Raw genomic sequence first — 26,561 nt, 5'->3', positions numbered from 1 at the left:
TCTCCAAAAATAAAAGATCACGTCCTGTAGAAAAACGCAGGCGGATTTTTATTCCCGGAAAACACACAGCCGCAGATGTACCCGCAGTCGCGGTACAGGCACGGCCTCGGGCAGAAGACAGCGAATGGCCGCCATGTTGCCGCGTGACAAAAAAGCCAGCAGCAGGCTCAGCGCCAGAAACGCAAATTCTAAAAGCAGGGGCGGCACAGACAGCAGCGATTTGCTGGCCAGTTCGCACGGGGTGGGAATAGACGAGAGGTCAGAAGGCTGTTCATTTAGCGCGGGTGAACCTGAAAGCGTCACCGCATCCTGTTTCAGAAGGGCAGACAACGCATTCAGCCCGGCGATGCGCTGCGTCATACAGGTTAGTATGACAAGACATGCCAGGCAGAAGAAAATCAGTGCTGAACGCCGGTGTTTATTCACAGTTCCCTCATCTATATCGCCGCCATTCTAACTGGCAACAAAACATTCACAAGAGCCATGGGTCGCGAATTACATGAATTTACGCTCAAAAAGATGAAACTGATTCCAGTTCACCGATGAAAAACAGCTAGAGCACCCCGCCCGGTTACTGTATATTTAGCCAGTTAATGACATTGGATAATAACGAGGAAAGTTATGCGGGTTGAACTGATTTTTGACAAACGGAATGTCGCCGGCATCCCTAATGCCAGTGAAAAAATTGAAGCCGAGCTGGCCAGGCGCGTGCACCGAATGTTCCCGGATGCCGACGTGAAAGTGAAACCGATGCAGGCTAACGGGCTCAACACCCACGGTGCCAGTAAGCAGGAACGTTCACAATTAAACCAAATGCTAGAGGAAATGTTCGAAGAAGCCGACGAATGGCTGTCCGTCGAATAAAAAACGGCGTTGCGGTTGCACTTGCTTACAAAGCGCAATTGAAATAAACAATCCATAGCTTGGGCTTAATATAAGATACTGGTGATATACGAAATTCATTATCAATCAGAGCGATGAGTCGCATTATATTGGGTACAAACCGGGCGCAGAAAGCCGGTTTTATTGTCCCGCGCACCTTCGCTTTTCGCTTCAAATGCGTCAATGACTTTGCGAAACCGCCATGCCACCGAGCTCAAAAAAATCCAGCGCCCAACCCCATTTTTACGCCAAGCGCTTTGCGCTGATTTGCCTCGGCATTGTCTGTTGTATGGCGCTTCTGCTTGGCCGGGTGGGCTATTTGCAACTGCTCAACCAGCCGATGCTGGAAAAAGAAGCCGATTCGCGCTCACTGCGTTCCAATATTATTCCAGCCGTGCGCGGGACGATATCCGATCGCAACGGCCATCCGCTGGCGTTAAGCGTCGCTTCCAAAGATATTGTTGCCGACCCCTTTCGCATTCTCGAATTACACAGCGATCTGAACAGCCCGAAATGGCAGTATCTGGCCTCCGCGCTAAATATGCCGCTGTCGCAATTGCAGCAAACCATTAATAGTGATCCGCAGCGCCGCTTCGTGTATCTGGGTCGAAAAATTGAAGAAGGTATTGCCGAAGATATCGGTCAGTTGCATCTCGGTGGCATCAGCAGCATCCATGACGACAGCCGTTACTATCCGATGAGCGAAGCGGCGGCCAATCTGGTCGGCGTGGTTGGCACCGATAACGAAGGTCTGAACGGCATTGAAAAAGGCTTCAACGCGCTGTTAGAAGGTAAACCGGGCATGCGCGAGTACCGTCAGGATCGCCACGGTAACGTCATCGGCGTATTGAAAGAAGTCGCACCACAGCAGCCACCGACCATCAACCTGAGCATCGACAGTTTTATGCAGTACGTTCTGTACTCGCGTCTGCGCACCGGCGTGTTACTCAATCAGGCAGAATCTGGCGCAGCGGTGTTGGTGGATGTGAATACCGGTGAAATTTTAGGCATGGCGTCGTTCCCGTCTTATAACCCGAACAACTACGCTGGCGTGGCGGTCAAAGACATGCGCAACGTCGCCATCAGCGACAGCTTCGAGCCAGGTTCAACCGTGAAACCGCTGGTGGTGATGGCCGGTCTGGCACGTAAGATGATCCGTCCAGACTCTGTGCTGGATACCCATCCGTACACTGTCAACGGTCACCTGATCAAAGACGTCGGCCACTGGCCAGCGCTGACCATCACCGGCATTTTGCAGAAATCCAGTGATATTGCCGTCTCGCATATCGCGCTGGCGATGCCAGCGAATGTGCTGGTGCAGCTCTATCAGTCCTTCGGTTTAGGCAAAGCGACCGATTTAGGCATCGGTGGCGAGAGCAGCGGTTACTTCCCGGCGCACCGTGAGCGCTGGGCAGATATCGAACGCGCCACCTTCTCCTTCGGCTATGGTTTGCGCGTCACGCCACTGCAAATCGCCCGCGAATACGCCACCATCGGCTCAGAAGGCATCTATCGCCCGCTGTCGATCACTAAAGTGACGCCTCCGGTGCTCGGCACCCGGATCATGTCCGCTGATGTGGTGCGCACCGTGATTCACATGATGGAAAGTGACGCCCTGCCCGGCGGCTCCGGCCTCAGCGCGGCGGTTCCCGGTTATCGGCTGGCAATCAAAACGGGTACCGCAGAAAAAATGGGCGCCAGCGGTAAATACGACGGCGGTTACATCAACTATACGGCGGGCGTCGCACCGGCAAGTAATCCGCGCGTAGCGCTGGTGGTGATGGTCAATAATCCGCAGGCCGGTAAACATTTCGGCGGCTCGGTGGCAGGCCCTATATTCGGACAAATCATGGGTGAAGTGCTTAACCACATGAATATCGCCCCGGACGCGCTGGTGCCTGAAACGCCGCCAACCACCGTCATCAACGGCGGGCAGAAGACCGATCTGGTGAGACGTCCGGCGACAGAAGAGTAGATCTGCGTCACAAGTTCACTGGATTTGTGTGGAAAATAGGGTTAACGTTCGCGTGATTTGCTTCCTGAAATTCAGTTTCAGGAAGTTTGCAGATTATGTCCCTATGCTGGAGGAAGAGCTCAGGCTCTGATAAAAAAGAATGAAACGCCTTTTTATCGTTTTGCTGGTCTTTGTTGTGGTCTGTCTGGGTGTTATCGCACTGAATATGCAGGGCAGTGGCCCCTGGTAACTGAGGTAACTTATGCCAACGCGTAAGAACTTTATCATTCTGATCGTTCTTATCCTCGCCGGAATGGTACTTCTGGACGACGGCATTGCCCGGTTAATTCACTGGTTCCTGTTACGCTAAATCATGGCCCACCAGACTGCACGCGCAGTTCTGATCCGCGGGCCATTTTGTTCCCCCCTCTCCTGAGCAACACCTGCCACGCCATCAGGGCGAAGTCGTGTATAATAGCGATATTCGACATTAATACAGACTGGTTATGGCTCAAGACATTCATCTCGCAATCGTCAGCGCACTCAGCAAATGGATCGAAGGCCACCTTGGCCGCGTGATCCACCTCGAAGAACTGGCTGAGTACTCAGGCTATTCGCTCTGGCACATGCAAAAACTGTTTAAGGAATCGACAGGCATTTCTCTGGGGAAGTACATCAGGGAACGTCGTCTGGCGAGCGCTGTCTATCAGCTGAGCAGCAGTGAAACACCGATTTTTGATATCGCGATGGATTTCGGATTCGGCTCGCAGTCGCATTTCACCTACATGTTCCGCAAGCGTTTCAACATTACGCCTCATGAATTTCGCCAAAACCCCGACATCAAACTCGATGTTTCTCCCCCGTTGCATTTGATCCACCAGAAATCAGCCTGAGGCTGTCAGCCCCCCATTTCACTCAGGCCCGATGGTGGCGATTAACAGGGTTCTCACACAAATCTTGCCCATAAAAAACGCGGCCATTGATGGCCGCGCACTTTTACTGCTCATTCTTTACTGCACAATTCTAAACGCATTCTGTGTCTGAGAAAGGCACGCTTAGAACTGGTAAACCAGACCGACCGCCGTCACGTCATCGGTATTGATACCGGCGTTGTCGGTGAAGGTGCTGCTGTCGATCAGGTTGATTTTGTAGTCAACGTAGGCCGACATGTTTTTGTTGAAGTAATAGGTCGCACCCAGATCGACGAATTTGACCAGATCCTGATCCTGGTAGTTATTACCCAGACGGTCTGTGCCTAAATCTTTGCCGCGAGTCTGGTTATACGCCACGAACGGACGCAGACCGAAGTCGAACTGGTAGCTGGCGTAGGCTTCGAATGCCTGCGACTCATTGGCGTAACCGTAAGCTTCTGAATCGGTAGAACCGAAGCGGGACGCGTTGTACGCCTGAGTGAACATGGCCGCCAGATAGACGTTATTGGCGTCATATTTCAGACCACCGGTATAGCCTTCGGCTTTTTTGCCGTCGCCCATGATCCCAGGTGCAGAGTTTTGCTCGTCAGTGCGGTCAGAGTTGAAGAAGGCACCCGCTACGCTGACGCCAGCGCCAATGTCGTAGCTCAGGGACATCCCGTAACCGTCGCCGTTCTGCGTCAGCACATCACGCGTGCCCGGTTCACCACCGCCGCTGTCATTTTTACCCTGATATTGCAGGGCAAAGTGCAGGCCATCGACCATACCGAAGAAATTATCGTTACGGTAAGTGGCTACGCCGTTCGTACGCTGGAACAGGAACTGGTCCGCGCCGTAGGTGGAACCATCGAACTCAGGCTGCATGTCGGTCCATGCCGCCACGTCATACAGCACGCCGTTATTGCGACCATAGTCGAATGAGCCCATATCACCAAATTTCAGACCGGCAAACCCGTAACGGGTGAATGCACGGTCGCCGTCGTCAGAGCTTTCGGCCTGGTTGGCCTGAACCTGATATTCCCACTGGCCGTAGCCGGTCAGCTGATCGGTGATCTGCGTTTCGCCTTTGAAACCTAAACGAATGTAGCTCTGATCGCCGTCAGAACCGGCGTTGTTGGAAAAATAGTGTAAACCGTCAACCAGACCGTAAAGGTCCAGTTTATTGCCATCTTTATTATAGACTTCTGCCGCACTTGCTGAGCCCGCTACCACTAATGCTGGGATCATGAGCGAGAGAACACGGAGTTTCATTATATTTATCCTCGATAGGTGTCGAGCCGTGCCACTGAATGTAAAGTATCGTTTTTACTTTTTTACTGAGGTAAAACTTTTTTAATTTTTGGCCCGACATGGCGAATTCATTCTCTGGTTATAATTACTATTAATCCAGAGAGAAAATGCTACTAAGTTAGTTAAGGCATTTCCTATATACGATAAAATGTAACAAAATATTTAAAAATGGTAAATTTACCTCTATTTATCTATGTTAAAATAAAGCACGCAAAGCTAATTTTATATAATAACCTTTAAAATCAATAAAATAATAGAGATAATTACCGCACTAACTGATAAAGCAAACCCTCAGTATTAATATATACTTCATCTCGCTATCATCATTATTTGTTATTGAATTACCCTCATTCCCCGTTTTGTGGAAACAACAGCCGACCCATTGTGGTCTGTTTTTTTTTGGATTTAAAAAAATACTCACAGCAGGTGATATTACTTCGCAGTGGTTATTACACACCTTGACATTCCTCCTCCATAATTAATTCATGTTTTCTCCTTATTTCACACCACCATTTTATTAATATCTGATATCTAAATGCAGGAATTTGAAAGGAAATAAAGCCTGATTATTAACCGATAAATTATGCAGGGTTTGTTCGTCACTCAGGAACGGATCCGGTAGTATAAGCAAAGTCAGAGCAATCTCGCTGATCTGCGCACTCAACAACGTTAGACTGCGTTGCCACGTTTTACCTTCTTTATCCGACAGTTCAGGCTTCATAACCGTTCAGGGAAACTCATGCCACAACAGGATCAGTCCGACAACATATCCAAAGCCAGAATGCTGCTGGCAACCCGCCGTTTTCTTAAACTCGACGAGTGGCTGTTGTCACTGATGCGTGGCTGGCAGAACCAGACTGACGATCACAGCGCTTATGGCCTGCTGATGCACCCGGCGACGCTGTTTACCGGTACCGAATCTCCTGCGCTCAATCCGCTGGAAATTCTCAGCGACTGGGCACAGCAATGCCCGCAGAGCTATCACGCCCACGTCTTACTCGGTATGGTCTGGCATGAAAATGCTTGGCTTATCCGTCAGACGCAGGCCGGTCAGGAAGTTGAGGACCACCAGTGGCTGGGCGCACAGCTTTGCTGCGACTACGCCGTTCTGGCTTTTTTACGCGCAATTGAATTGCATCAGCGCCCGACCCACGCCTACCGCCATATGATGAATCTCAGCGGCGGCTTCGGCGAACCCTATTGGCTGAAATCCCTGTTCGCTGGCGAAATCCCGTTGCCATTGCATGAAAAGTTTTCGATTCAGGGCAATGAAATCTGGCAGGCCGGTATCGCGCACATCCACGCCCTCGGGTTTGAACCCGCCACCCACTGGCCGCAAACCTTACCCGCCGCTTTGCAGGACACCCGTAAAACCGGTGAAGAGGCGGTGGATCACTGGCTGCGCATGGCGATGTCGGTGCGTCATGCCGACGTCGGCACCATGGAATCCTATCTGCTGTTCCATTCCGCCTTCTGGGGCGGCAGCGACGAGCAACAGATGCTGATTATCGACAGCCCGTTGTGCGCGGAATTCAGCGAAGAAGAACGTAATCAGTTTCGCGCGAACGCCCTGTGCGACGCGTTGTCTGGCGATATTGCCGATCGCGACTCGCCGCGTGCCCTCGAATTACAACAACGTCTGGCTGATCTGCTGGGGCAATCTCTCGACCCCGCCACGCGTATCCGTTTGCTGGATCTGGCAGGTATCTGCGTCGCTTACTGGCAGGATGACGATCAGGCTGGATTAGCCGTTTATCACGCGCTGTTTGCCGTTTCTTCGCAAGCTATGCCGGGGCATTTCGCCACGATGTTTATTTCCCGCGCGGTACTGGCGAACGGTCATGAAGAAGGTTTGCCGGTTCTTACGCAGCTTCTTACCCGCGCGCTCAGTCAGGCCAATAACCCGACGCTGGTGGCCTTTGCCGCCGCAGCGCTTCAGTCCGGCTTATACGGCTTACCGGCAAAACCAGAGTTGTGCAGCGGGTTGATGGATCACGCGTGGTCGCTGATGCAGCAATCCGGCGACGATCAGCCTGCTAAAGATCTGGTCACGCTGGCGCACGACATGGCGATCAACGACGATCTGGACGCTGCACATTTTCTGATGACCGAGATGGCCCGCCACGGCAGCGCCATCCATTGTTATGAGCTGTACTTTTTCTATCGCAACACCTGGCATCAGGACGTCCCGGCTCAGTATCACAATGACAGCAATGCGATGGATTGCGTGCTGAGCGCCGCGCGCTCCGGGATGGTCCCGGCGATGTTCACCTGTGCTAACGCCCTGCGTGAAGGTCTTGGCGGCGAACCGGATTACCAACAGGCAATGCAGTGGTATCAGCGTGCAATGGACGCCGGACACTTATCCGCCGCCTACTGGCGCGCCAGCTGCGCACTGGATAACGGCTCTGACGCTGAAAAACGTCAGGCTGTCGAACACTGGCTGCCGGAAATTTTGCACAATGCCGAACACCCGGATCGCGCGGAAGCGGCTTATACGCTGGGCATGGCCTGGCTGACTGGGACAGGTGTGAAGAAAAACCGCTACATCGCAGATCAGTTTATGGCGTTCGTACTGGAAATGAATCCCGAATCGGAGGCGGCCAGACAGGTTCATGAAGAGCTTAACGGGTCGCTGAGAGCGCGGATGAATTTGTGGCAGGACAAGAGGAAAAGTGAGGATAGCGATCCGATTCAGGTGTTTCGACAGGAGCCGCTGCAATAGCGGCTTTAAAATCAACTTCAAGGTCAAAACCTTGGGTTGCCACCCAAACCGGCCTTAAGGACGGCTTATCGCCGCCGCCCTTAAGAATCCCGGACTCTTCAAAACACGTGCCATGCATCCCGGCTCTGTTTCAGCAGCCACAGTTATTGCCGCAAAATCCCGCCGCTACGCGGTGCCCTCCGGTCGGGTTACAACCCGCGCAAACAGACGCGCGGTTTTCCACCTCTCCCTCCGGCGTGATTTTTGAAAGCGGCCAGAGCTTTTTAGGTTACAACTTCACCCACTCGGACCATTTCCAAAACCAGATACCTTGCTGAAATCACATTTGTTTTGTCTTAAAAATGGTGGGATGGCGCGATTAAAAAATCCTGCCGAACGGAGCGGCCTGAAGACCTATGGCTTCAGGATCGAGAGAGGGCACCGCGTAGCGGCAGGGTTTTGCGCCACACGCGGGAGCTACAGAACACGTCCTTCGTTCCAGCGATAGTGCGTGTTTTAAAAGACGTGGAGATTCCAAAGAGGGCCCGTCCTGGCCCTCTTTGGGCGGTTTCAGCACAGTCGGGTAAGTGATCGCTGTTCGTGAGAAACCGAAATATTTTCGATCCATTTTAAATCAGCCAGGAGCAACGCAAAAACCGTAATATTCTCGATCCGACTTAGGCATCCAGGGTGCAGTGTTCTCCTGCACTCAAACCAACACCTTATACATCACACTCGTTGACTCCAGAATCCCCCCGGTCGACATCGCGTAATGCGGAATCGTGCCGCTCAGCGTAAACCCCTGATTTTCGTAAAGTGTCTGCGCAGGGCTGCCGGTTACCGTGTCAAGCACCAGCAGCGTTTTGCCTGCTTCGCGCGCCAGCGTTTCAACCCGCTCCATCAACAGACGGGCTATGCCTTTGCGGCGGCCATCCGGGTGCACCATCATTTTCACCACGTCACCGCGATGCTCACCGTTAGCGGGCTGATCGACCACCAGTTGCACCGTACCGACAATAATCCCATCAAGGCGTGCCACCAGCAAACGTCGCTCTTTGCGCTCGAAAGCGGGCAACAGCTTTTGCCAGAAGGCCTGCGCCTGCACAAACCCAAACGGCAGTACGAAACCAATACTCGCACCCAGTGCAACCGACTGCATGAGCGTCTCCGCTAAGGCATCGAGATCGGCTGCCAGTAGCACACCGCCCTGCACTTCATTGATCACTATTTCACTCGCGCTTTGCATAGCGTTACACCTTATTTCTGACTGAGATTAAGGACGGGAGATCACGATCGCATAGCGCGCATCGGCCGGGCCCGGGACATAAAAGGAGGATGCACCGTGAAGATGAAATCGCAGGCAGTCGCCCGGCTCAAGCCGGTAACAGCGAGAATCCAGCGTAAAATCCAGCACGCCTTCCAGCATCCAGATGTGCTGCTCCAGGCCGATAACCGGCGGGGAATCGTAAACTATGGTGGCACCGGCTTTTAACCGGCCACACATCAGTTCAGCGCGAAAACCCGGTGCAGGCGCGGATACCGAGCGACGTTCGAAACCGGTTTCGCGATCATGCCAGACCGGCTGCCGGGCGGCGCGAATCAGCTCCGGTGGATTGTCTTCCAGCGCCATCAGCAGCCTCGACGTCGTCAGGCCATACGCCGCGCTCAGCTTGCCCAGTACCGACGCCGTCGGGCTGGTTTCCGCCCGTTCGATGCGCGACAGCGTGGCCCGGCTGATCCCGGTACGCTGCGCCAGCTGTTCAAGCGACCACCCCTGCCCGATGCGTAACTCCGCCAGCCGTTCTGCCAGCCGTACATCGTGGTTATCCTGTACGTCTTCCATTCCCTTCCCCATCCATAAATTCTCAATACAGGGAAATTATCTCTAATCAGGGAAGCTGGCAAGTTAAAATAATGTAATCCGTTAGTATTAGCCAAGTTGTACAAAAATAATAAAGTTGTACAACTTTGAGCCAAGACGCTAGAGTTAACATTAGTCTTATGAATATTTGGGTAGCGAATGTCACTTTACAGCATCGGCGAGGTTGCTCGCATTTGTGGTATCAATCCGGTCACGCTCCGCGCGTGGCAACGCCGTTATGGTCTGCTTAAACCGCAGCGCACCGAAGGCGGCCACAGGCTGTTTAATGAAGACGATCTTGACACCATCCGCACCATTCTTGGCTGGATAGAACGCGGCATTCCGGTCGGTCAGGTCAAATCTCTGCTCGAAGGCAAAGTCGAGGCAATATCCGGCGACTGGTCAGAATCCGAACACCGGCTGCTGACCGCGTTGCAAAAAGGCCAGAGCCAGAAAGTGCGTCAGGTGATAACCGAACTGGGGCGCGAATATCCGGCCGCAGCGCTGGTCAATAACGTTTTCCGCCCCCTGCGTGCACGCCTTAACCCCGGCGATCACCGGTTGCGTACCTTGCGCAGCCTGTTTGACGGTTTAGTGATTGAGCACGCGGTGATGTGCATGAATGCCGCCCGTAAACGGCCGGGTATTCGGGCTGTTGTGCTGGGCTGGGGCGTCATCGACACCGCCGAACTGTGGCTGGAAGCGATAGTGCGTTGTGAAGAAGGGATGCAGGTGGAAGTTCTGCCCGCGCCGCTCGAAGATCCACATTTAGACAATCTGTTATGCGATCTGATTTATGTGTGGGCCGAAGGAAAACTGACGCAGATTGAGCGTTTGCGGATGGCGCAGTGGGTGGAACAAGGGCTTACGATCACTTTGCTTGGCAGCGCCTCGGTGTTGCTGGCAGCGGAGGCAGGCAGTCAGGAGGAGGCAGAAGACGTTCCTTTCGATGATCCGACCATCGTCCCGATACACAAATTTAAGGAAAAATAATGATTAAACATTTTCCTGAACCTCCCCTGTCCGCCGACGTTCTGACGCGGCTCTGCGACTTTTACCGTCATCTGGATACGAGCCTGCTCCCGCAGCTTTCGCGCATCTATCATCCTCACGTGGTGTTTATCGATCCGGTATCGCATTACGACGGCGTCGACGCGCTGGAGCGTTACTTCGCCCAACTGCTCAAAAAAGTGAACTACTGCCGCTTTGATATTCAGCCTGCACTGGTTCATGGCGATGAAGCGTCGTTATTCTGGCGGATGGAGTATTCCCATCCGTCATTGAAAAAAGGCCACGCGATGTCGCTTAACGGCGCCAGTCATTTGCGCCTGGCGGAAAACCGTATCATCTATCAGCGCGATTATTACGATCTTGGTGCCATGATTTACGAGCACGTCCCCATGCTCGGCGGTGCCGTCCGCGCCATTAAAGCCAGGTTGAAATAATGCGCCGCGTACTGATTACCGGTGCCAGTTCGGGTATCGGTCAGCAACTGGCGCAGGATTACGCCGATGAAGGCTGGGAAGTGACCGCCTGCGGGCGCGACGCCGCCAAACTCGACGCCGTGGCCGCCCACAGTCCTCTGATTATTCCGCTGCGTTTTGATATTACGGATTTGGATGAAACACGTCAGGCATTACGGGGCGTGACGGCGGATTTAATCATCCTCTGCGCCGGAACCTGTGAGTATCTGGATAATGGCGTGGTTGAGGCTGAAAAAGTGGCGCGGGTCATCAGCACCAATTTTATGGGGCCGGTTAACTGTCTCGATGCCCTGCTGCCGGGCTTAGCGGCGGGCAGTCGCGTCGCGCTGGTCGGTTCCACCGCCTCATTGTTGCCGTTCCCGCGCGCTGAAGCTTACGGCGCATCCAAAGCGGCACTGGCGTATTTCGCCCGTTCGCTGTCGGTCGACCTGATAGCGCGGAACATCCACGTTTCGCTGATCCAGCCGGGCTTTGTCGACACGCCCCTCACTTCACGTAATGACTTCCCGATGCCGATGATGGTGACCGTCCGTCAGGCCTCGGCACATATTCGTAAAAAGCTGGCACACGGTGCCAGTGAAATTGCCTTCCCGCCACTTTTTGCCCGCTTACTGAAGGTCGCCTCGCTGCTGCCGGTCAGCATTCAAAAATGGTTAAGCCGAAAAATGGTGAGATAACATGACAACAAAAGTGGCGATCGTCGGCAGCGGTATTTCCGGCCTGAGCTGTGCGTGGTTACTGGCACAGCGCCAGCCTGATGCAGAAATCACCGTATTTGAATCTGCAGCGACGCCGGGCGGGCATACCGCCACGCAGGACGTGGTTTGCGACGGTAAAACGTACGCCATCGACACCGGTTTTATTGTCTATAACACCCGGACTTATCCCCATTTCATTGCTTTGCTGAAAGAGCTGGGCATTGAAGGACAGCCGACCGAAATGAGTTTCTCGGTACGCAATCCGGTGAGCGGACTGGAGTATAACGGCCATTCGCTCAACAGCCTGTTTGCTCAGCGGAGCAACCTGCTTAAGCCGCAGTTCTGGCGATTTATTCGCGAAATCCTGCGCTTCAATAAACTGTGTAAAGCGCGTCTGCTCAATGCGCACAACGACGAAGATACGCTGGCCGATTTGCTCGATCAGAACGGTTTCACGCCGTTTTTCGCCCTTCACTACGTGTTGCCGATGGGTGCGGCGATCTGGTCCTCTTCCCTGAGCGATATGGCGAATTTCCCGCTGTCGATGTTTCTGCGGTTTTTCGACAACCATGGCCTGCTCGATGTGACCAACCGTCCGCAGTGGATGGTCGTGCCGGGCGGCTCGCGGGAATACATTCGCCGGATGCAGGAAAAGTTGCCGCGCCGCGTGACGCTTCGCACGAACACGCCGGTGACCAAAATCACCCGCACCACGGGCAAAGTGACGCTTCACTCCACCACGCGCGGCGAGGAAACATTTGATCAGGTGATTTTCGCCTGCCATTCCGATCAGGCGCTGGCGATTTTAGGTGACAGCGCCACGGCGGAAGAACGTGCAGTTCTCGGCGCACTGCCGTATCAGGCCAACGACGTTATCCTGCACACCGACACCCGTCTGCTGCCGCGTGAAAAACGGGCGTGGGCGAGCTGGAACTATCAGTTGCCCAACTCGCTGAAATCTTCTTCCCGTGCCGATATGCGCGATACCAGCCCGGCGCACACCCGCCGCGCCAGCGTGACCTATAACATGAATATTTTGCAGGGGCTGGAAGCACCGCAGACGTTCTGCGTCTCGCTCAATCCGCTTTCGCCGATTGATGAAAGCAAAGTGCTGTTCCGCGCAACCTACATGCATCCGGTGCTGAATCTGGCCAGCCATCACGCGCAGCAGCAGCGTTTTCGCATCAACGGCCATCACCGTACCTGGTTTTGTGGCGCGTACTGGTATAACGGCTTTCATGAAGACGGCGTGAACAGCGCCCGCGACGTGGTCGAACAACTGGATTTGCAGCTGCAACGCGAAGCTGAACAACAAACGCCCGCTGTGCTGGAAATGTCATGAACAGCACGCTGTACGTCGGCACGGTGCGCCATCGCCGGTTTACGCCGGTTGAGCATCGCTTCGACTACGACATTTTTATGCCGCTGATTGATCTCGACGAGCTGGAGCAGTTGCCCGCCGTCGGCATCAAACTGGAAAGATTTTCCGCCGCCAGCTTTCGCCGCAAAGATTATCTCGGCGGTGGTGACATCAAAACCAAAGCGCAGAACAGAATTGCCGAACTGACCGGGGAACGCCCCGATGGCCGCGTGATGTTGCTGTGTCAGCTGTGTTATTTCGGCTGTTATTTCAATCCGGTTAATTTTTACTACCTTTATGACAAAACTGGCGTTTTGCGCTGGATGCTGGCCGAGGTGCGTAACACACCGTGGAACGAACGCCACACTTACGCCGTCGTTCCCGACGGCTCGCAGCCCGTGCCAAAAGCCTTTCATGTGTCGCCCTTCAATCCGATGGACATGGTCTATCACTGGCGGCTGACACCTCCGGGAAAAGAGTTACACATCACTATCGAAAATCACCGCAAAGAACGTGAATTCGATGCCGCTCTGTCGCTCAAAGCGCTTCCGCTTACCCGCGAGGCGCTGCGCAGGCAATTGTGGCGACTGCCCCTGATGACCGCAAAAACCGCCCTGACCATTTACTGGCAGGCCGTGAAACTGTGGCTGAAACGGGCACCGATTTATTCGCATCCTCCTGTTGATAAGGACTGACCATGAGCCAACCCGAAGTGCAACTCGCCCGCGATGGGGCGACTAACCGGCGCAGCAAGGCTGCACGCGCACTGATTCTCGGCGTTTTAAAACAGCTGGATGGTGCCGGCCTGACCCTGCGGGAAGCCGGTGAAAATGCCCTCTTTTTTGGTGACCCGGCAGCGCCCTTGCAGGGTGAAATCGAGGTACATACTCCGCGCGCCTACCGTCGGGTGTTACTCGGCGGCAGCATCGCTGCCGGGGAGAGTTACATTGACGGCGACTGGACGACGCCTAATCTGACCACCGTACTGCAACTGCTGGCTGAAAACCTCAAGCTGGTCGATAAGCTCGAAGCCCGTCTGAGCTGGGTCACTGCGCCGGTCAACACCCTGATCCACTTCTTTCGCCGCAACAGCCCGTCGCAGGCGCGCAAAAATATTTCTGCGCACTATGATCTTGGCAACGATTTTTATCAGGGCTTTCTTGATGAGAAGATGCTCTATTCTTCTGCCTGGTATCAGGAACCCCAGATGACGCTGGAACAGGCTCAGGAAGCGAAAATGCGCCGTCTGTGCGATCAGTTGCAATTGCATGCGGGCGATCATTTGCTGGAAATCGGCACCGGCTGGGGCGCGATGGCAGAATTCGCCGCGCGCGAATACGGCTGCCAGGTCACCACCACCACCATTTCCCGCGAGCAGTACGAATTCGCCTGTCAGCGCATCGAAAAAGCCGGATTAACCGACCGCGTCACCGTACTGTTCGAAGACTATCGCGCCCTGCGCGGACAGTTCGACAAGCTGGTTTCGATCGAGATGATCGAAGCGGTTGGCAAACGCTATCTGAAAACCTTCTTCAAACGCTGCAACGCCCTGCTCAAACCTAACGGACGCATGGCGATTCAGGCCATCACCATTGCCGACCAGCGTTACGCCTCGTACAGCCGCAACGTCGATTTCATTCAACGCTACGTGTTCCCCGGCGGTTTTCTGCCCTCCATCACTGCCATGAATGACACCATGACCCGCTGCACCGGGCTGGTGGTGCGGGATCTGTTCGATATCGGTTTCGACTACGCCCGCACCTTACACGAGTGGCGTGAACGCGTGCAGCGCTACTGGAACACACAGCACGAGGGCGCGCAGGACGAGCGTTTCCGTCGCCTGTGGCTGTTCTACCTGTGCTACTGCGAAGCCGGATTCCGCGCCCGCACCATCAGCACCGTTCAGCTGATCGCCGAGCGACGCACATGAATTCCCTGCGCTTCTGGCTGCTGACACTGGGCTTCGATGCCTGGTGGACGCTGGCCGTGTGGGGGCGCGAGCGATTTATTGTGCTGCTGCTGATCAGCAGTTTTCTGATGCTGGCGTTTACGCCGTCGCGTCGCCGTTTGTGGGTGGCGGTGGTCTGTTCGCTGGGCATTATTCTGGATTCGCTGTGGTGCATTCTCGGGCTGTTTGAATTCACCGGTTCGACGGGCGTTCCGCCGTGGATGATGGCGCTGTGGCTGGGGTTCAGCGCGTGGTGGCTGTGGCTTCTCGGGCATCTTCGCCTGACGTGGTACTGGCTGATTCCTCTCGGCGCGGTCAGCGGTCCGCTGGCGTATTACCTGGGTATGCGGCTCGGCGCGATGAACCTTCTGGCCTCACCGTCTTACGTCTGGCTGCTGATGGCCGCGGGCTGGGCGATTTTTCTGCCACTCATCAGCCTGCCAGTTTTGCTCAACAGGAGAAAGCAATGAAAAACCTGCTGACCGCCGCTCTGGCGCTGATGTTTTCCTTTTCTGCCTTCGCCTCAACGCCCTGGGCGCAGTGGCAACAGGTTGGCCGCGCCACCCTGAGCTGGGGACCGTTCGAGGTGTACCACTCGTCACTACTGACGCCCGATGGAAAATATCAGGCGCAGAAATGGCCGCAGGCGCTGTCCATTGAATATTTGCGCAGCATCGACAGTCAGGAACTGACCAAAGCCACTGAAGAACAGTGGCAGAAACTGGGCATGGAAAATGACGCGCAGAAGAACGGCTGGCTGGAGGCTGTCGGAAAAACGTGGCCGGACGTCAGCAACGGCAGCGAAATCGTTTTTCTGGCGACGAAGTCTGGTGGCCAGTTCTACAGCCGTGCAGCCAACAGCGCAATAATCGCGCCGGTCGGTGAGTCATTCAGCCCTGAATTTCGCGACGCTTTTCTGGCGATCTGGCTCTCGCCCGCCACGCAGTATCCTGACTTACGCAGCAAACTGATCGGCGCATCGGCGTCAGATTAACCTTAATCCGACCGGAGGTTTTATGACCGTTTCACATTCTGTTTTACGCAAAGGGTTTCTCGGTCTGATGGCGGCTTGCGTGCTGTTACTCACCAGTTGCAGCGCAGACATTAAAGATTACGCACAAACGCAGCCGAAGCTGGATATCTTCACCTATTTCAAAGGCGACAGCGTCGCCTACGGCATGGTGCAGGATTACACCCACAAACAAACGCGGCGCTTCGCAGTGAAAATTCGCGGTGATGTGGTGGCCGATACGCTGACGCTGCACGAAGATTTTGTGTATGACGACGGTGAGAAACAAACCCGCGTCTGGCACATCCGCAAACTCGCCGATGGCACCTATACCGGCACCGCAGGCGATATCATCGGCACCGCAAAAGGCCAGTCGGCAGGCAACGCGTTTAACTGGAATTACGTGATGGACGTTAAATCAGGCGGCAGTACCTACCGCCTGACCTTCGACGACTGGATTTATCAGCAGGACGAACAGCATCTGTTTAACGTCACGTCGCTGAAAAAATTCGGCGTCGAAGTGGCGCGGGTAACGCTGTTCTTTGAGAAGAAGTAAAAGTTTATACCTTCACCTCTTTAATCACCGTCTTCCTGCGCCCGAAGACGAATTTGCCCAGCGTGACCAGCAGCACTGCGCACAGGATAATCCCTAACGCCACCCATTCGACCGGCGAAAGGGATTCTCCGGCAAACCCAATGCCGAGCAGTACCGCGACGATCGGATTCACGTAGGCGTAGCTGGTGGCAAGGGCCGGACGTACGGTTTTCAAGAGGAACATGTAGGCGCTGATGGCGATCATCGAGCCGAACACAATCAGATACCCCAGCGCCAGAAAACCGTTCAGCGAGGGCGTCGTGCTCAGATGCTCGCCACTCAGCTGGCTGGCGATGAGCAACACCACGCCAGCGACGATCATTTCCGCCGCACCCGCCATTAAGCCGACCGGCAGAGTCAGACGCGAACTCCACACCGAACCGAATGCCCAGCTCAAAGACGCCAGCAAAATCAGCGCGGCGCCCCACGGATTTCCTTCCAGATTGCTGCCGGTATTGAGCAGCACAATGCCGAACAGGCCGATGCCGACGCCCGTCCATTCCAGACGGCTGTTTGGCATCCCCCACAGACGGCTAAAGCACAGCGTAAACAGCGGCACCGTCGCCACCATCACCGCCGCGATACCAGACGGCACCTGCATATGTTCGGCGACGGTCACCAGACCATTGCCCACGGAAAGCAGCAAAATCCCCACCGCAGCGGCAGAGAGCCACTGTTTCAGGCTCGGGAATTTATGCCCGCGCAGCATCAGAAACGTAAAAAGTACACATCCGGCGACAAAGAAACGCAGACCGGCCATCATCAGCGGCGGCCAGCTTTCCACCCCTACGCGGATCACAAAATAGGTAGAGCCCCAGATAAAATACAGCGCAAATAATGCAGCGATTAACGGCAACAGAGAACGCGAAGCAGAAGGCATAGAAGTAACTTATTAGCGTGATAACGAAGGCAGACAGTTAACGCTATTGCTCTGATTAACGGCAAGGAATTCTGTGCGATCGCGACAAAATGTTGTTAAAAAATGTCTGCATATGACAAAAAATGACGCAGCGTGGGGGATAAAGTAGTCATCGCATGAATAGTATGTTGCCCGTAGCCGCAAAGGACTTATAATTCGGGGCTGATATTTTTGAGGTAAGAAACATGAATTCGCTTGGCAAAAAATTATTTATCGCGCTGTTTGGTCTGATGGCGATTGGCGCGATTGGCGGTGTGATGGTCGCGGGTTACGCCGTCGTTATTCAGGATGACGCCAAACCGGCAAACGACAACGACGCCCCTTCCATCGTTCCCGCGCCGTCATCTTCCGCTTCCGCGAACTGATCACTCCGCCGACCGCTGCTGCCAGCGATGTAACCAGCGGCTCCAGCGTTCGAACAGCATATCCACGCAAATCGCCAGCAGCGCAACAATCACCGCGCCCTGCAATACATAAGCGGTGTTAAAGCCACTCAGGCCGATAATAATTGGCGAACCCAGGCTGGATGTGCCGACGGTTGAAGCGATCGCCGCGGTACCGATATTGATGATAACCGACGTGCGGATCCCGGCGATAATAACCGGTGCCGCCAGCGGGATTTCCACTTTACGCAGCATCTGCCAGCGACTCATCCCAACGCCCTGCGCTATCTCGCGCGCCGAGGGAGAGACCGATTCAATACCGGCAATCGTCCCCTGTAAAATCGGCAGCAAGCCGTACAGCACCAGCGCAATAATCGCCGGTTTTTCACTAAATCCCATGACCGGCACCGCCACGGCAAGCACCGCGACCGGTGGAAAGGTCTGCCCCATCGCCACCAGCGTTTCGACCAGTGAGCGGAATTCTTTCCCCGCCGGGCGCGTGACCCCAACGCCCGCCGCCACCCCGATCACCACCGCAATCAGGCTCGACACTCCGACCAGCAACAGATGCGCCTGCACCAGTGAGGCAAAGCTTTCCTGCTGATAAACCGGGCGGCTGAGCTCAGGAAACATCCAGTGAAACACCCCGCCGAGCGACGTCATGCCGAAGATGAGCGCCAGCAACACGGCAAAAAGCCAGGGTAACGGATCGGTGATAAACCGTCGAAAACCGTGTTTCATGCCTCGCTCCTTGGTGCGGTCAGATCGGCAAAATGCAGCACGCCGAGGGGCTGTCCGTCCTCGTCGATGACAGGCAGGTGCTGAACCTGCTGCGCGACAAATTTCGACAACGCCTGACTCAGGCTCATTGACGCCACCAGTGGTTTTTGGCTGCCGTCGTAAAGCTCACCGCGGCGCGTACGCGATCCCACTTCCTGCAACGACAACAAACGGATACCCATATCGCTGCCGCCAAAGAAATCACGCACGAACGACGTCGCCGGTTTGGTCAGTAATTCCAGCGGTGTGCCCTGCTGCACCACCTGCCCGTCGTTGAGCAGCACGATGCGGTCGGCGAGCGCCAGTGCTTCATCGATATCGTGCGTCACCAGCACAATCGTGCGGTGAGTCATTTTATGGATCCGCGCGACCTCTTCCTGCAACGTCGCGCGGGTCACCGGATCAAGTGCGCCAAAAGGTTCATCCATCAGCAACACTTCCGGATCAGACGCCAGCGCGCGCGCCACGCCGACACGCTGCTGTTGCCCGCCGGAAAGCTGATGCGGATAGCGATGACGGAACTGTTTGGGATCGAGATTGAGCAACTCCAGCAGTTCGGTGACGCGGTCGCGAATTTTGGTCTTCGGCCATTTCAACAGCTGCGGTACGGTGGCGATGTTCTCTTCCACCGTCCAGTGCGGGAACAGGCCGATCGACTGGATCGCGTACCCCATCCGGCGGCGTAAATCCTGTGCACGGAATTTTTCGATAGGTTCACCGGCGAAGAGAATTTCCCCGCGATCGTGCTCCACCAGCCGATTAATCATTTTCAACGTGGTGGATTTACCCGAGCCGGAAGTGCCGATCAGCACGGTAAATTCGCCTTTGGCCATTTCCAGCGTCAGGTCACGCACGACCGCTTTTCCGGCAAAGTGTTTGCTTACCTGCTTGAAATGAATCATCTGCGTGAGGTTTCCAGTATTGAGACTGCGAATTTAAAGACGCTGTCGACGACCACCGCCATCAGCACCGCAGGGATAACACCGAGCAGCACTAAATCCAGCGCGCTGCTGAGTAATCCCTGAAACATGATGGCCCCCAGACCGCCCGCGCCTATCAGCGCTGCGACCATCGCCATACCCACGGTTTGCACCGCCACAATGCGGATACCGGTGAGAATAACCGGCAAGGCGATGGGCAACTGCACGCGCAAAAAGATCTGCCCGCGGTTCATGCCCATACCGCGTGCGGATTCGATCACCGCTTCCGGCACCGACTCCAGCCCGGCTATCACGCCACGCACCAGCGGCAACAGGGAATACAGCACCAGTGCGATAATCGCGGGTGCCAGCCCGATGCCGCTGATACCATGCTCTGCCAGCCACGGCAGCGCTCTGGCGAGCCCGGCCAGCGGTGCGAGCAGCAAACCAAACAGCGCAATCGACGGCACGGTCTGAATGATATTGAGCACCGACAGCACCGGCCCACGCCAGCGCGGGTTGCGATGACACAGTAATCCGACCGGCAGGCCGATCAGCACCGCAGGCAGCAACGTGCCAAACAAAATGCCCAGATGCTGCCAGACCGCGTCATTAAACACATCGGAACGGTTATCGTATTCTTTCAACAACGAGAGTTCGGCCAGCTGGCCATATGCCAGCAGCACAACCACCGGCAAAATCATCTGCACGTTTAGCACGATACGCAGGCTGTGATTGCGGGTAAAACGGGAGATGGCGTCGGAGGCGATCAGCAGGCACAGCGCCGCTGCCGCCCAGAAACCGCCTCCGAGGGACGTGCGCGCAATGCTGTCTTCATCGCCGCCGGTCAGCTGGACCGCACTGTGCCCGGCCAGCCACACCAGCGCGGTCAGCAGGATTTCCGCCAGCAGCATCACCAGCAGATGATTCTTTCCATACAAGGTCAGGAAAGCCGCCGCCAGCAGTAACAGGGCGGGCAGAATAATCAGCGTGGAATAACCGTGCAGCAGCGTCGATAAAGGAATGCCCTGCCCCGAGACCAGCCGGTTCGGCGCATGGCTGAGAAATGCCAGACCGTATCCGGCCAGCAATAGCAGCAAAACCAGCGTTAACAACACGCGGTTTTTGACGAATGAGTGATGAGTCAAAACAGTACCTGAGTCCGGTGAGCACGATCCGCAGATCGTGCTCAGGGCGTCACTGCCCGATTATTTTTTAACGAAACCCTTTTCCTGCAAATACTTCGCCGCGACTTTCTTCGCATCCTGGCCGCCGACCGCAATTTTCGCATTCAGCGTTTGCAGCGTTTTGGTATCCAGAGAGGCAAAGACCGGTTTGAGCAACGCTGGAATGTTCGGATGCGCTTTCAGTGCCGCTTCACGAATGATTGGCGCAGGCGCATAGATCGGCTGGACACCTTTCGGATCTTCCAGCGTTTGCAGGCCGAGCGCCGCCACCGGGCCGTCGGTGCCATAGGCCATCGCCGCATTGACGCCGGAGGTTTTCTCCGCCGCAGCTTTGATGGTCACCGCAGTATCACCCCCCGCTAAAGACAGCAACTGCGCCTGATTCAGCTTGAAACCGTAGGCATTTTCAAACGCCGGTAAAGCATCCGGGCGTTCGATAAATTCCGCCGACGCCGCCAGTTTGAAATCGCCGCCGGTGCTGATGTATTTGCCCAAATCGGCAAGGGACTTCAGGCCATGGGCGCTCGCCACGTCGTTACGTACCGCGATAGTCCAGGTATTATTCGCCGGAGACGGATCGAGCCAGACGATTTTATTCTGGTCGTAATCAAGCTTTTTGACTTTATCAAAACCGGCCTGGGCATTTTTCCACGCGGGATCTTTATCGTCAGAGAAGAAGAACGCGCCGTTACCGGTGTATTCCGGGTAGATATCAATCTCACCGGCGGTGATCGCCCCGCGCACGACCTTCGTCGTCCCCAGTTGCAGTTTATTGGTGGTCTTGATGCCGTTGGCTTCCAGCACCTGAATGATGAGGTTACCGAGCAGCGAGCCTTCGGTATCAATTTTCGATCCCACACGAACCGTCTCATCCGCCGCATGCGCGGTGAAGCTCATCGCCGACAGCGCCAGCATTGCTGCGGTCAGCCCCCGCATACGCCCTGTTAATGCAGTCATGGTCAGTCCTCTTTTTGATTTTTTAGAATTTTGTCGCCGGGCGACGGTTTCTCAAACCCGCTTTCATCAGTGAAAACAGCGTGCTAACAAGGATAGTTCAATTTTGGGTAAGAGGTCTGATGGTCAGCTATCAAAACAGAGGATCGTGAGGAGAGGAAATGCGGATTCGTGCGGAGTAAATCTCAAATTTGGATAATGCCGCAGCGGGACAGGAACAGATGATAAACAGCCTTAGACCACTTAGTTTTAAGTTATAGCCATTTGATTTCATTTCTCAGCTATTCAGCACTTGTGACGGGCATCACGTCACCTCTATGCTGGTTTTTTTGTCAAAAAGCGTAAACACAATAATGTCTGATTCTATTGCGGCCTCAAAGGCTGCTTCTTCAGGGAACTACAGCGCGGCGGATGCGGCGTCTGATCAACCGGTGGTGATTCGTTCCGCCTCCGATATTACTCAGTTAGTGAACCGAGGCGCTGCCAGACTGAGCGACGCGCGTGTGGTTATCGCCATTGCGCTGGGAGGTGTTTTCCTCGACGCCTATGACCTCGGTGCGCTGGCCTTCGGGATGAAAGATATTACCCACCAGTTCGGGTTATCCCCTTCCGGCGCAGGGTTTGTGGCGTCGGCGATCACCTTCGGAGCGATTGTCGGGGCGCTGTTAGGCGGTTATCTGACCGACAAAATTGGCCGCTACCGCGTATTCATGGCCGATATGTTCTTCTTCGTTATCGCCGCGCTGGCCTGTGCGTTTGCGCCCAACGAATGGGTGCTCGGCGGCTCACGATTTGTGATGGGCCTCGGCGTCGGGATCGACCTGCCGGTAGCGATGGCGTTTCTGGCAGAGTTTTCGAAGCTTCAGGGGCGCGGCAATAAAGCCTCTCGCGTGGCGATGTGGTGCCCGACATGGTACGCGGCGATCAGCGTCTCCTATCTGCTGGTTCTGTTGCTGTACGCCGTGCTGCCCGCCACGCACACCGACTGGCTGTGGCGCCTGATCCTCGGTTTCGGTGCGGTACCGGCGATTCTGATCATCGCTATCCGTCATCGTTACATGAACGAATCTCCGGTCTGGGCTGCCAATCAGGGGGATTTACAGGGCGCGGCGGCGATTCTGCGCAAGTCTTATAATATCAACGCGGTGGTTGCGGATGATGCCGATAAAACGCCGCAGGTGAAAGTGCGTAAAGCCGCATGGCGCAACTATGGCACGCTGTTGCAGGGCGTCTATCTGCGCCGTACCGTGCTGGCGACGGTCACTGCCGTGGCGTCGTCATTTGCCTATAACGCCGTGGCATTCGGGCTGCCGGTGATTCTGTCGAGTTTCCTTCAGCAGTCGATGATCAGTACTATCCTGTTTTCACTCGGCCTGAACCTGTGCTTCGCCTTCGTCGGCGGGCTGATTGCGGTGCGCTACGTGTCTAAATTCGGTGCGTGGAAGATGACTTACGCCGGTTACGCCTGCCAGCTTGTCGCGATGATCGGTCTGGCGGTCGTGGGCCGCCCTGCCGACGGCGGTGAAGCGGCGATTTCCATCGCGATGCTCGCGCTGTTCCTGTTCGGTCAGGGCTTTGGCCCCGGTTCGCACACCATGACCTTTGCGTCACTGAGCTACCCGACGTCATTGCGCGGTATGGGTGTTGGCTTCAACCAGACGCTGATGCGCAGCAGCTCCACCGTATCGCTGTTCCTGTTTCCGGTGCTTTCCGCTGCGCTGGGCACCGGGGTGTTTTGGGTGATTGCGCTGGCACCATTGGCAGGCTTAATCGTGCTGACGGCGATACGCTGGGAACCGTCGGGGTATGATGTGGATGCTGAGGATTTTAATGCCGAAGCCGGGCATTAAAAGGCGGCTTTAAAATCAAACTCAACACCTTGGGCTGCCGCCCAAACCGGCCTCAAGGGTGGTCTATCGCCACCACCCTTGAGAATCCCGGGCTCTTTAAAACACGTGCCGTGCAGACGGGCAGTGTTTCAGTAGCTGCCGTTATTGCCGCAAAATCCCGCCGCTACGCGCTGCCCTTCGCTCGGGTTACAACCCGCGCAAACAGACGCGCAGTTTTCCACCTCTCCCTCCGGCGTGATTTTTGAAGGCGGCCAAAGCTTTTGAGGTCACAACTTTACCGGCTCGGATCCTTTCGAAAAAAATCCAAACTCCTTGCTCAATCTATATTTGTTTTCAAAAAATGGTGAGATGGCGCGATCAGAAAATCCTGCTGAACGGAGCGGCTTCGAGACCTATGGCTCGAAGACCGAGTGAAGGGAACGCGTAGCGGCAGGGTTTTGCGCCACATGCGGGAGTCACAGAATATGTCCATCGGCCTTGCGACAGCGCGTGTTTAAAAAAGCGGGGAGAGATCCAAGAGAGGGAACGCACTTCCCTCTCTTGGTCGGTTTCGGCGCGGTGAGTTAAGTGATCACTGAATTAAGAAACCGAAAAATTCTCGGTCATATTTAAAAGCCGCCAGTGCGCGGCACCCGCCTCACACCACAGCGCCCCGCGGTGCAAACACGTACCCCACGCCATTCTCAATCAGCGCCGCCACCAGCTCGATGCCGCCGTTAGGCCTGGCCTGTGAAAATGCCAGCTCACTGTCGAACACCGGTGATACCCAAAACTGATTTACCCGATCTCCATAGACCTTCGGCAGACGCATTTTATCGGCAGGGCCGCACAGGGCGGAAGAAATTACATGACCTTCAAAGCCCAGCGGTGCCATTGGGGACATCAGCGTGTGGCCTTCGCCAAGCCAGCTCAGAGTGGTCCAGGGCACCTGCGCGTAACCCGAAAGTGCGCTCGCCATCTGCACAGCGTGCTCCTCGCTCACATATTCTTTGCCGACGGAAAACGCCAGTTCGATACGGCGATGTTTGTCGGCGTCATCATTGAAAATAATGTCAATTTGCGGCATCGGGCGGATACTCATGCCGACGGTGAAGAAGTAATAATTCTCTTCATCTTCATGCTGGGAAATCGCCATCGGCGGCCAGCTTCCCTGATTGATCAGATAATATTTCACCGACGGGCCGTAACGGTCTTCATACGATTCCAGCAAACTGCGCTGAATTTTCGGCCACGGGTTGCTGAATTCATTTTGCCAGTCGCGCCAGAACAGACGGGTCTTTTCCGCCAGCTCGCACTGCGTGTTGGTCGAAGCGGAACCCAGCGGGAAGGTCAGCGGATTCTCTTTGATACATCCGGCGGAATAACACACCGAGTGATCGATATACAAACTCCAGCCCGGAATGACCGCCAGCAGCAAGCCCTGATACCACAGCGCCGCGCCGTCATCGCTTTCATTCCATAAGATCTGAATCTGCGACGGATCCAGCGGCGCTTCACCTTCCAGATTGCGGCAATACTGCGCGGCCAGCATCGGCGAAATGCCGTGCTCCATCGCTTCATTGTCATCATGCAACGGCGCGGGCACCAGATTGCGCACCCAGCAGGCGCGCATTTTCGGAAAACGGTCGCGCAAATCCTCACGGGCGAATATGTAGAAATACACCACGCGGTTGTCCTGCTCGACCAGCGCGGTCAGGGTTTGTTTGTCGTTGCTGACTTCAGCAACAATATCGGACTGGCGCATATGACCTCGGCAATATTAGGAAGCTTATTATTCCCTGTGATGGTCAGTGTAGAACGTATAAGCAATGACGATAACGGGCAATATTCCCAAAAATCCCCGATAAATCATCAAAACGCGCGCTTTATTAGCAAAACGACACCGTTATCGACAATACAGCCGGAACAGCTGCGCCAGATAGGCCGCCATCGGCGTCAGCGTGGTATCACGTCGCTGAATAAGATAGAAAGTTGCGGTGGGCAGCGGCAGGTCAAGATCCAGTGCCACCAGGCTTTGACCGATCACCGGATCGTTAATGACGTCCACCGACAATACGCTGAGAAAATCCGTTTTAGCGATCAGACTGGTGCACGACATAAACGTCTCGCAAATCACGCTGATATTTGGCTCGGCGTCCATATCGCTGAAGACTTCGCTGAGCAATTTGTAATAACTTCCGCGCGGCGTCGGCAGCGTCCAGTCACAGTGCAACAACTCTTTCATCGAGCGGGCATTTTCCATCGGATGACCGCGCCTTGCGACCACGCGATACTCTTTATCCATAAGTTTTTCATATAACAGTTCGTTATCAAAGGGACCCTGATAATACGTATTCACCGTAAAATCCAGCTCGCCCTGACGCAGTTCCGGGATCATCGATACCAGCTGACCTTCGGCGATACGCACCTTCATATTGGGGAATTCGCGGTGAAAACGATCGATCACTTCCGGCATAATAGTGCGCGCGATGCTGGCACCCACGCCGATATTTACCCTCCCGCTGGTGGCGCCGAGACGTTGGGCGATATCCTCCTGTGCCACACGCAGCTCTTCCAAAATCAGACTAGCACGGTTAAAAAACGCTTCACCACAATCAGTTAGCGTCACGCCCTGACGGCGGCGTACGAACAATCTCGCCCCAAGACTCTCTTCCAGCTCTTTAATCGATTTGGTCAGCGCCGGCTGCGATAGAGCCATTACCCGGCTGGCCGCACGAATACTGCCATGTCGCGCCACGGACACAAACGCCCGCAATTGATGCATTTTTATTTGTGATGGCATAAGTCTCTTTGATAACCCCTGATTATCACTAAGAAGATTTTGGCATCTTATATGCCCTGGTTGCTTTAT

26 protein-coding genes and 1 pseudogene are annotated in these 26,561 nt (G+C 55.0%); 15 read left to right on the top strand and 12 right to left on the bottom strand.

The genetic code is table 11. From position 1 onward, the window contains the following. Positions 1–48: 48 nt before the first annotated feature. Entirely contained in the window at positions 49–426 is a 378-nt protein-coding gene (locus AC0Z7K_RS11225; protein WP_485614444.1) for a copper resistance protein, read from the bottom strand. A 195-nt stretch (positions 427–621) separates the two neighbouring features. Here AC0Z7K_RS11225 and AC0Z7K_RS11220 point away from each other — a divergent pair, with 195 nt between their 5' ends. The 3 genes from AC0Z7K_RS11220 (at position 622) to AC0Z7K_RS11210 (ending at position 3,729) form a co-directional block, all read left to right on the top strand. Next, entirely contained in the window at positions 622–864 is a 243-nt protein-coding gene (locus tag AC0Z7K_RS11220) for a DinI family protein (protein WP_413529385.1), read from the top strand. Between the two features lie 220 nt (positions 865–1,084). After that, a complete protein-coding gene (locus tag AC0Z7K_RS11215) occupies positions 1,085–2,857 on the top strand; it encodes a penicillin-binding transpeptidase domain-containing protein (RefSeq protein WP_413529384.1) in 1,773 nt (590 codons plus the stop codon). Between the two features lie 485 nt (positions 2,858–3,342). After that, positions 3,343–3,729 (top strand): helix-turn-helix domain-containing protein, encoded by a 387-nt coding sequence (locus tag AC0Z7K_RS11210; protein ID WP_056778417.1) that lies wholly within the window; start codon positions 3,343–3,345, stop codon positions 3,727–3,729. A 162-nt stretch (positions 3,730–3,891) separates the two neighbouring features. Here AC0Z7K_RS11210 and ompC read toward each other — a convergent pair whose 3' ends face one another. Together ompC and AC0Z7K_RS11200 are read right to left on the bottom strand one after the other, a co-directional pair. Beyond that, positions 3,892–5,019 carry a porin OmpC gene (gene ompC / locus AC0Z7K_RS11205; RefSeq protein ID WP_112167089.1) on the bottom strand — a complete coding sequence of 376 codons (1,128 nt, stop codon included), beginning with the start codon at positions 5,017–5,019 and terminating at the stop codon, positions 3,892–3,894. A gap of 556 nt (positions 5,020–5,575) precedes the next feature. Then, positions 5,576–5,779, bottom strand: a complete 204-nt coding sequence (locus AC0Z7K_RS11200) for a hypothetical protein (protein ID WP_485614443.1) — start codon at positions 5,777–5,779, stop codon at positions 5,576–5,578. Positions 5,780–5,797: 18 nt separating this feature from the next. Here AC0Z7K_RS11200 and AC0Z7K_RS11195 point away from each other — a divergent pair, with 18 nt between their 5' ends. Continuing rightward, on the top strand, positions 5,798–7,783 hold the full coding sequence (locus tag AC0Z7K_RS11195; RefSeq protein WP_485614441.1) for a DUF4034 domain-containing protein: 1,986 nt from the start codon (positions 5,798–5,800) through the stop codon (positions 7,781–7,783). A gap of 688 nt (positions 7,784–8,471) precedes the next feature. Here the strand turns inward: AC0Z7K_RS11195 and AC0Z7K_RS11190 are convergent. Further along, positions 8,472–9,008, bottom strand: a complete 537-nt coding sequence (locus AC0Z7K_RS11190; protein ID WP_485614440.1) for a GNAT family N-acetyltransferase — start codon at positions 9,006–9,008, stop codon at positions 8,472–8,474. A 27-nt stretch (positions 9,009–9,035) separates the two neighbouring features. Beyond that, positions 9,036–9,605 carry a helix-turn-helix domain-containing protein gene (locus AC0Z7K_RS11185; protein WP_413529381.1) on the bottom strand — a complete coding sequence of 190 codons (570 nt, stop codon included), beginning with the start codon at positions 9,603–9,605 and terminating at the stop codon, positions 9,036–9,038. A gap of 177 nt (positions 9,606–9,782) precedes the next feature. Between AC0Z7K_RS11185 and AC0Z7K_RS11180 the strand changes: the two genes are divergently transcribed. The 9 genes from AC0Z7K_RS11180 (at position 9,783) to AC0Z7K_RS11140 (ending at position 16,678) form a co-directional block, all read left to right on the top strand. Further along, on the top strand, positions 9,783–10,616 hold the full coding sequence (locus tag AC0Z7K_RS11180) for a MerR family transcriptional regulator (protein ID WP_485614437.1): 834 nt from the start codon (positions 9,783–9,785) through the stop codon (positions 10,614–10,616). Further along, positions 10,616–11,068, top strand: coding sequence for a nuclear transport factor 2 family protein (locus AC0Z7K_RS11175; RefSeq protein ID WP_413529379.1), 453 nt, complete (start codon positions 10,616–10,618; stop codon positions 11,066–11,068). The genes AC0Z7K_RS11180 and AC0Z7K_RS11175 overlap by 1 nt, the downstream gene beginning before the upstream one ends. Continuing rightward, positions 11,068–11,784, top strand: coding sequence for an SDR family NAD(P)-dependent oxidoreductase (locus tag AC0Z7K_RS11170; protein ID WP_485614436.1), 717 nt, complete (start codon positions 11,068–11,070; stop codon positions 11,782–11,784). Before AC0Z7K_RS11175 ends, AC0Z7K_RS11170 begins: the two co-directional genes overlap by 1 nt. Before the next feature lies 1 nt (position 11,785). Next, positions 11,786–13,147 (top strand): NAD(P)/FAD-dependent oxidoreductase, encoded by a 1,362-nt coding sequence (locus AC0Z7K_RS11165; protein WP_485614434.1) that lies wholly within the window; start codon positions 11,786–11,788, stop codon positions 13,145–13,147. Next, on the top strand, positions 13,144–13,860 hold the full coding sequence (locus AC0Z7K_RS11160; protein WP_485614433.1) for a DUF1365 domain-containing protein: 717 nt from the start codon (positions 13,144–13,146) through the stop codon (positions 13,858–13,860). Before AC0Z7K_RS11165 ends, AC0Z7K_RS11160 begins: the two co-directional genes overlap by 4 nt. 2 nt (positions 13,861–13,862) lie before the next feature. Beyond that, positions 13,863–15,095, top strand: coding sequence for a class I SAM-dependent methyltransferase (locus AC0Z7K_RS11155; protein ID WP_485614431.1), 1,233 nt, complete (start codon positions 13,863–13,865; stop codon positions 15,093–15,095). Beyond that, positions 15,092–15,583: a DUF2878 domain-containing protein gene (locus tag AC0Z7K_RS11150; protein WP_485614430.1), complete on the top strand. Its 492-nt coding sequence runs from the start codon at positions 15,092–15,094 to the stop codon at positions 15,581–15,583. Before AC0Z7K_RS11155 ends, AC0Z7K_RS11150 begins: the two co-directional genes overlap by 4 nt. Continuing rightward, positions 15,580–16,107: a chalcone isomerase family protein gene (locus AC0Z7K_RS11145; protein WP_485614429.1), complete on the top strand. Its 528-nt coding sequence runs from the start codon at positions 15,580–15,582 to the stop codon at positions 16,105–16,107. The genes AC0Z7K_RS11150 and AC0Z7K_RS11145 overlap by 4 nt, the downstream gene beginning before the upstream one ends. Before the next feature lie 67 nt (positions 16,108–16,174). Further along, positions 16,175–16,678, top strand: coding sequence for a DUF3833 domain-containing protein (locus AC0Z7K_RS11140; RefSeq protein WP_413529535.1), 504 nt, complete (start codon positions 16,175–16,177; stop codon positions 16,676–16,678). A 4-nt stretch (positions 16,679–16,682) separates the two neighbouring features. On the opposite strand, the gene yedA is transcribed toward AC0Z7K_RS11140, so the two are convergent. Then, positions 16,683–17,597 (bottom strand): drug/metabolite exporter YedA, encoded by a 915-nt coding sequence (yedA, locus tag AC0Z7K_RS11135; RefSeq protein ID WP_485614428.1) that lies wholly within the window; start codon positions 17,595–17,597, stop codon positions 16,683–16,685. A 224-nt stretch (positions 17,598–17,821) separates the two neighbouring features. On the opposite strand from yedA, the pseudogene AC0Z7K_RS11130 reads away from it, so the two are divergent. Then, a pseudogene (locus AC0Z7K_RS11130) lies at positions 17,822–17,923 on the top strand (hypothetical protein); the annotation flags it as partial. A gap of 78 nt (positions 17,924–18,001) precedes the next feature. On the opposite strand, the gene AC0Z7K_RS11125 reads toward AC0Z7K_RS11130, so the two are convergent. The 4 genes from AC0Z7K_RS11125 to osmF are packed head-to-tail and all read right to left on the bottom strand — an operon-like array spanning position 18,002 to position 21,842. Then, positions 18,002–18,760: an ABC transporter permease gene (locus tag AC0Z7K_RS11125; RefSeq protein ID WP_413529371.1), complete on the bottom strand. Its 759-nt coding sequence runs from the start codon at positions 18,758–18,760 to the stop codon at positions 18,002–18,004. Beyond that, on the bottom strand, positions 18,757–19,701 hold the full coding sequence (locus AC0Z7K_RS11120; RefSeq protein WP_485614427.1) for an ABC transporter ATP-binding protein: 945 nt from the start codon (positions 19,699–19,701) through the stop codon (positions 18,757–18,759). The genes AC0Z7K_RS11125 and AC0Z7K_RS11120 overlap by 4 nt, the downstream gene beginning before the upstream one ends. Next, positions 19,698–20,867 carry an ABC transporter permease gene (locus tag AC0Z7K_RS11115; RefSeq protein ID WP_485614426.1) on the bottom strand — a complete coding sequence of 390 codons (1,170 nt, stop codon included), beginning with the start codon at positions 20,865–20,867 and terminating at the stop codon, positions 19,698–19,700. Before AC0Z7K_RS11115 ends, AC0Z7K_RS11120 begins: the two co-directional genes overlap by 4 nt. A 60-nt stretch (positions 20,868–20,927) precedes the next feature. Beyond that, positions 20,928–21,842 (bottom strand): glycine betaine ABC transporter substrate-binding protein OsmF, encoded by a 915-nt coding sequence (osmF, locus tag AC0Z7K_RS11110; protein ID WP_413529534.1) that lies wholly within the window; start codon positions 21,840–21,842, stop codon positions 20,928–20,930. A 371-nt stretch (positions 21,843–22,213) separates the two neighbouring features. On the opposite strand from osmF, the gene AC0Z7K_RS11105 reads away from it, so the two are divergent. Continuing rightward, positions 22,214–23,710, top strand: a complete 1,497-nt coding sequence (locus tag AC0Z7K_RS11105; protein WP_485614425.1) for an MFS transporter — start codon at positions 22,214–22,216, stop codon at positions 23,708–23,710. A 637-nt stretch (positions 23,711–24,347) separates the two neighbouring features. Here AC0Z7K_RS11105 and AC0Z7K_RS11100 read toward each other — a convergent pair. Together AC0Z7K_RS11100 and AC0Z7K_RS11095 are read right to left on the bottom strand one after the other, a co-directional pair. After that, entirely contained in the window at positions 24,348–25,454 is a 1,107-nt protein-coding gene (locus tag AC0Z7K_RS11100; RefSeq protein ID WP_112167052.1) for a suppressor of fused domain protein, read from the bottom strand. Positions 25,455–25,595: 141 nt separating this feature from the next. Further along, complete coding sequence (locus AC0Z7K_RS11095; protein ID WP_485614424.1) at positions 25,596–26,492, bottom strand: LysR family transcriptional regulator; 897 nt, start codon at positions 26,490–26,492, stop codon at positions 25,596–25,598. Positions 26,493–26,561: the final 69 nt, after the last annotated feature.

This window comes from Rahnella sp. 1L-D-7-B-C2 (assembly GCF_057290995.1).
This window is presented reverse-complemented; position numbering and strand designations above follow the sequence as displayed.

Bases quoted from the DNA above. Each gene is read 5' to 3' on its own strand.
- AC0Z7K_RS11180 (WP_485614437.1), top strand. From the start codon at position 9,783: ATGTCACTTTACAGCATCGGCGAGGTTGCTCGCATTTGTGGTATCAAT.
- AC0Z7K_RS11120 (WP_485614427.1), bottom strand. From the start codon at position 19,701: ATGATTCATTTCAAGCAGGTAAGCAAACACTTTGCCGGAAAAGCGGTC.
- AC0Z7K_RS11145 (WP_485614429.1), top strand. From the start codon at position 15,580: ATGAAAAACCTGCTGACCGCCGCTCTGGCGCTGATGTTTTCCTTTTCT.
- AC0Z7K_RS11150 (WP_485614430.1), top strand. From the start codon at position 15,092: ATGAATTCCCTGCGCTTCTGGCTGCTGACACTGGGCTTCGATGCCTGG.
- AC0Z7K_RS11185 (WP_413529381.1), bottom strand. From the start codon at position 9,605: ATGGAAGACGTACAGGATAACCACGATGTACGGCTGGCAGAACGGCTG.
- AC0Z7K_RS11155 (WP_485614431.1), top strand. From the start codon at position 13,863: ATGAGCCAACCCGAAGTGCAACTCGCCCGCGATGGGGCGACTAACCGG.
- AC0Z7K_RS11165 (WP_485614434.1), top strand. From the start codon at position 11,786: ATGACAACAAAAGTGGCGATCGTCGGCAGCGGTATTTCCGGCCTGAGC.
- AC0Z7K_RS11125 (WP_413529371.1), bottom strand. From the start codon at position 18,760: ATGAAACACGGTTTTCGACGGTTTATCACCGATCCGTTACCCTGGCTT.
- AC0Z7K_RS11170 (WP_485614436.1), top strand. From the start codon at position 11,068: ATGCGCCGCGTACTGATTACCGGTGCCAGTTCGGGTATCGGTCAGCAA.
- AC0Z7K_RS11140 (WP_413529535.1), top strand. From the start codon at position 16,175: ATGGCGGCTTGCGTGCTGTTACTCACCAGTTGCAGCGCAGACATTAAA.
- osmF (WP_413529534.1), bottom strand. From the start codon at position 21,842: ATGCGGGGGCTGACCGCAGCAATGCTGGCGCTGTCGGCGATGAGCTTC.
- AC0Z7K_RS11100 (WP_112167052.1), bottom strand. From the start codon at position 25,454: ATGCGCCAGTCCGATATTGTTGCTGAAGTCAGCAACGACAAACAAACC.
- AC0Z7K_RS11105 (WP_485614425.1), top strand. From the start codon at position 22,214: ATGTCTGATTCTATTGCGGCCTCAAAGGCTGCTTCTTCAGGGAACTAC.
- AC0Z7K_RS11175 (WP_413529379.1), top strand. From the start codon at position 10,616: ATGATTAAACATTTTCCTGAACCTCCCCTGTCCGCCGACGTTCTGACG.
- AC0Z7K_RS11195 (WP_485614441.1), top strand. From the start codon at position 5,798: ATGCCACAACAGGATCAGTCCGACAACATATCCAAAGCCAGAATGCTG.
- AC0Z7K_RS11220 (WP_413529385.1), top strand. From the start codon at position 622: ATGCGGGTTGAACTGATTTTTGACAAACGGAATGTCGCCGGCATCCCT.
- AC0Z7K_RS11190 (WP_485614440.1), bottom strand. From the start codon at position 9,008: ATGCAAAGCGCGAGTGAAATAGTGATCAATGAAGTGCAGGGCGGTGTG.
- AC0Z7K_RS11095 (WP_485614424.1), bottom strand. From the start codon at position 26,492: ATGCCATCACAAATAAAAATGCATCAATTGCGGGCGTTTGTGTCCGTG.
- AC0Z7K_RS11200 (WP_485614443.1), bottom strand. From the start codon at position 5,779: ATGAAGCCTGAACTGTCGGATAAAGAAGGTAAAACGTGGCAACGCAGT.
- AC0Z7K_RS11210 (WP_056778417.1), top strand. From the start codon at position 3,343: ATGGCTCAAGACATTCATCTCGCAATCGTCAGCGCACTCAGCAAATGG.
- ompC (WP_112167089.1), bottom strand. From the start codon at position 5,019: ATGAAACTCCGTGTTCTCTCGCTCATGATCCCAGCATTAGTGGTAGCG.
- AC0Z7K_RS11215 (WP_413529384.1), top strand. From the start codon at position 1,085: ATGCCACCGAGCTCAAAAAAATCCAGCGCCCAACCCCATTTTTACGCC.
- yedA (WP_485614428.1), bottom strand. From the start codon at position 17,597: ATGCCTTCTGCTTCGCGTTCTCTGTTGCCGTTAATCGCTGCATTATTT.
- AC0Z7K_RS11160 (WP_485614433.1), top strand. From the start codon at position 13,144: ATGAACAGCACGCTGTACGTCGGCACGGTGCGCCATCGCCGGTTTACG.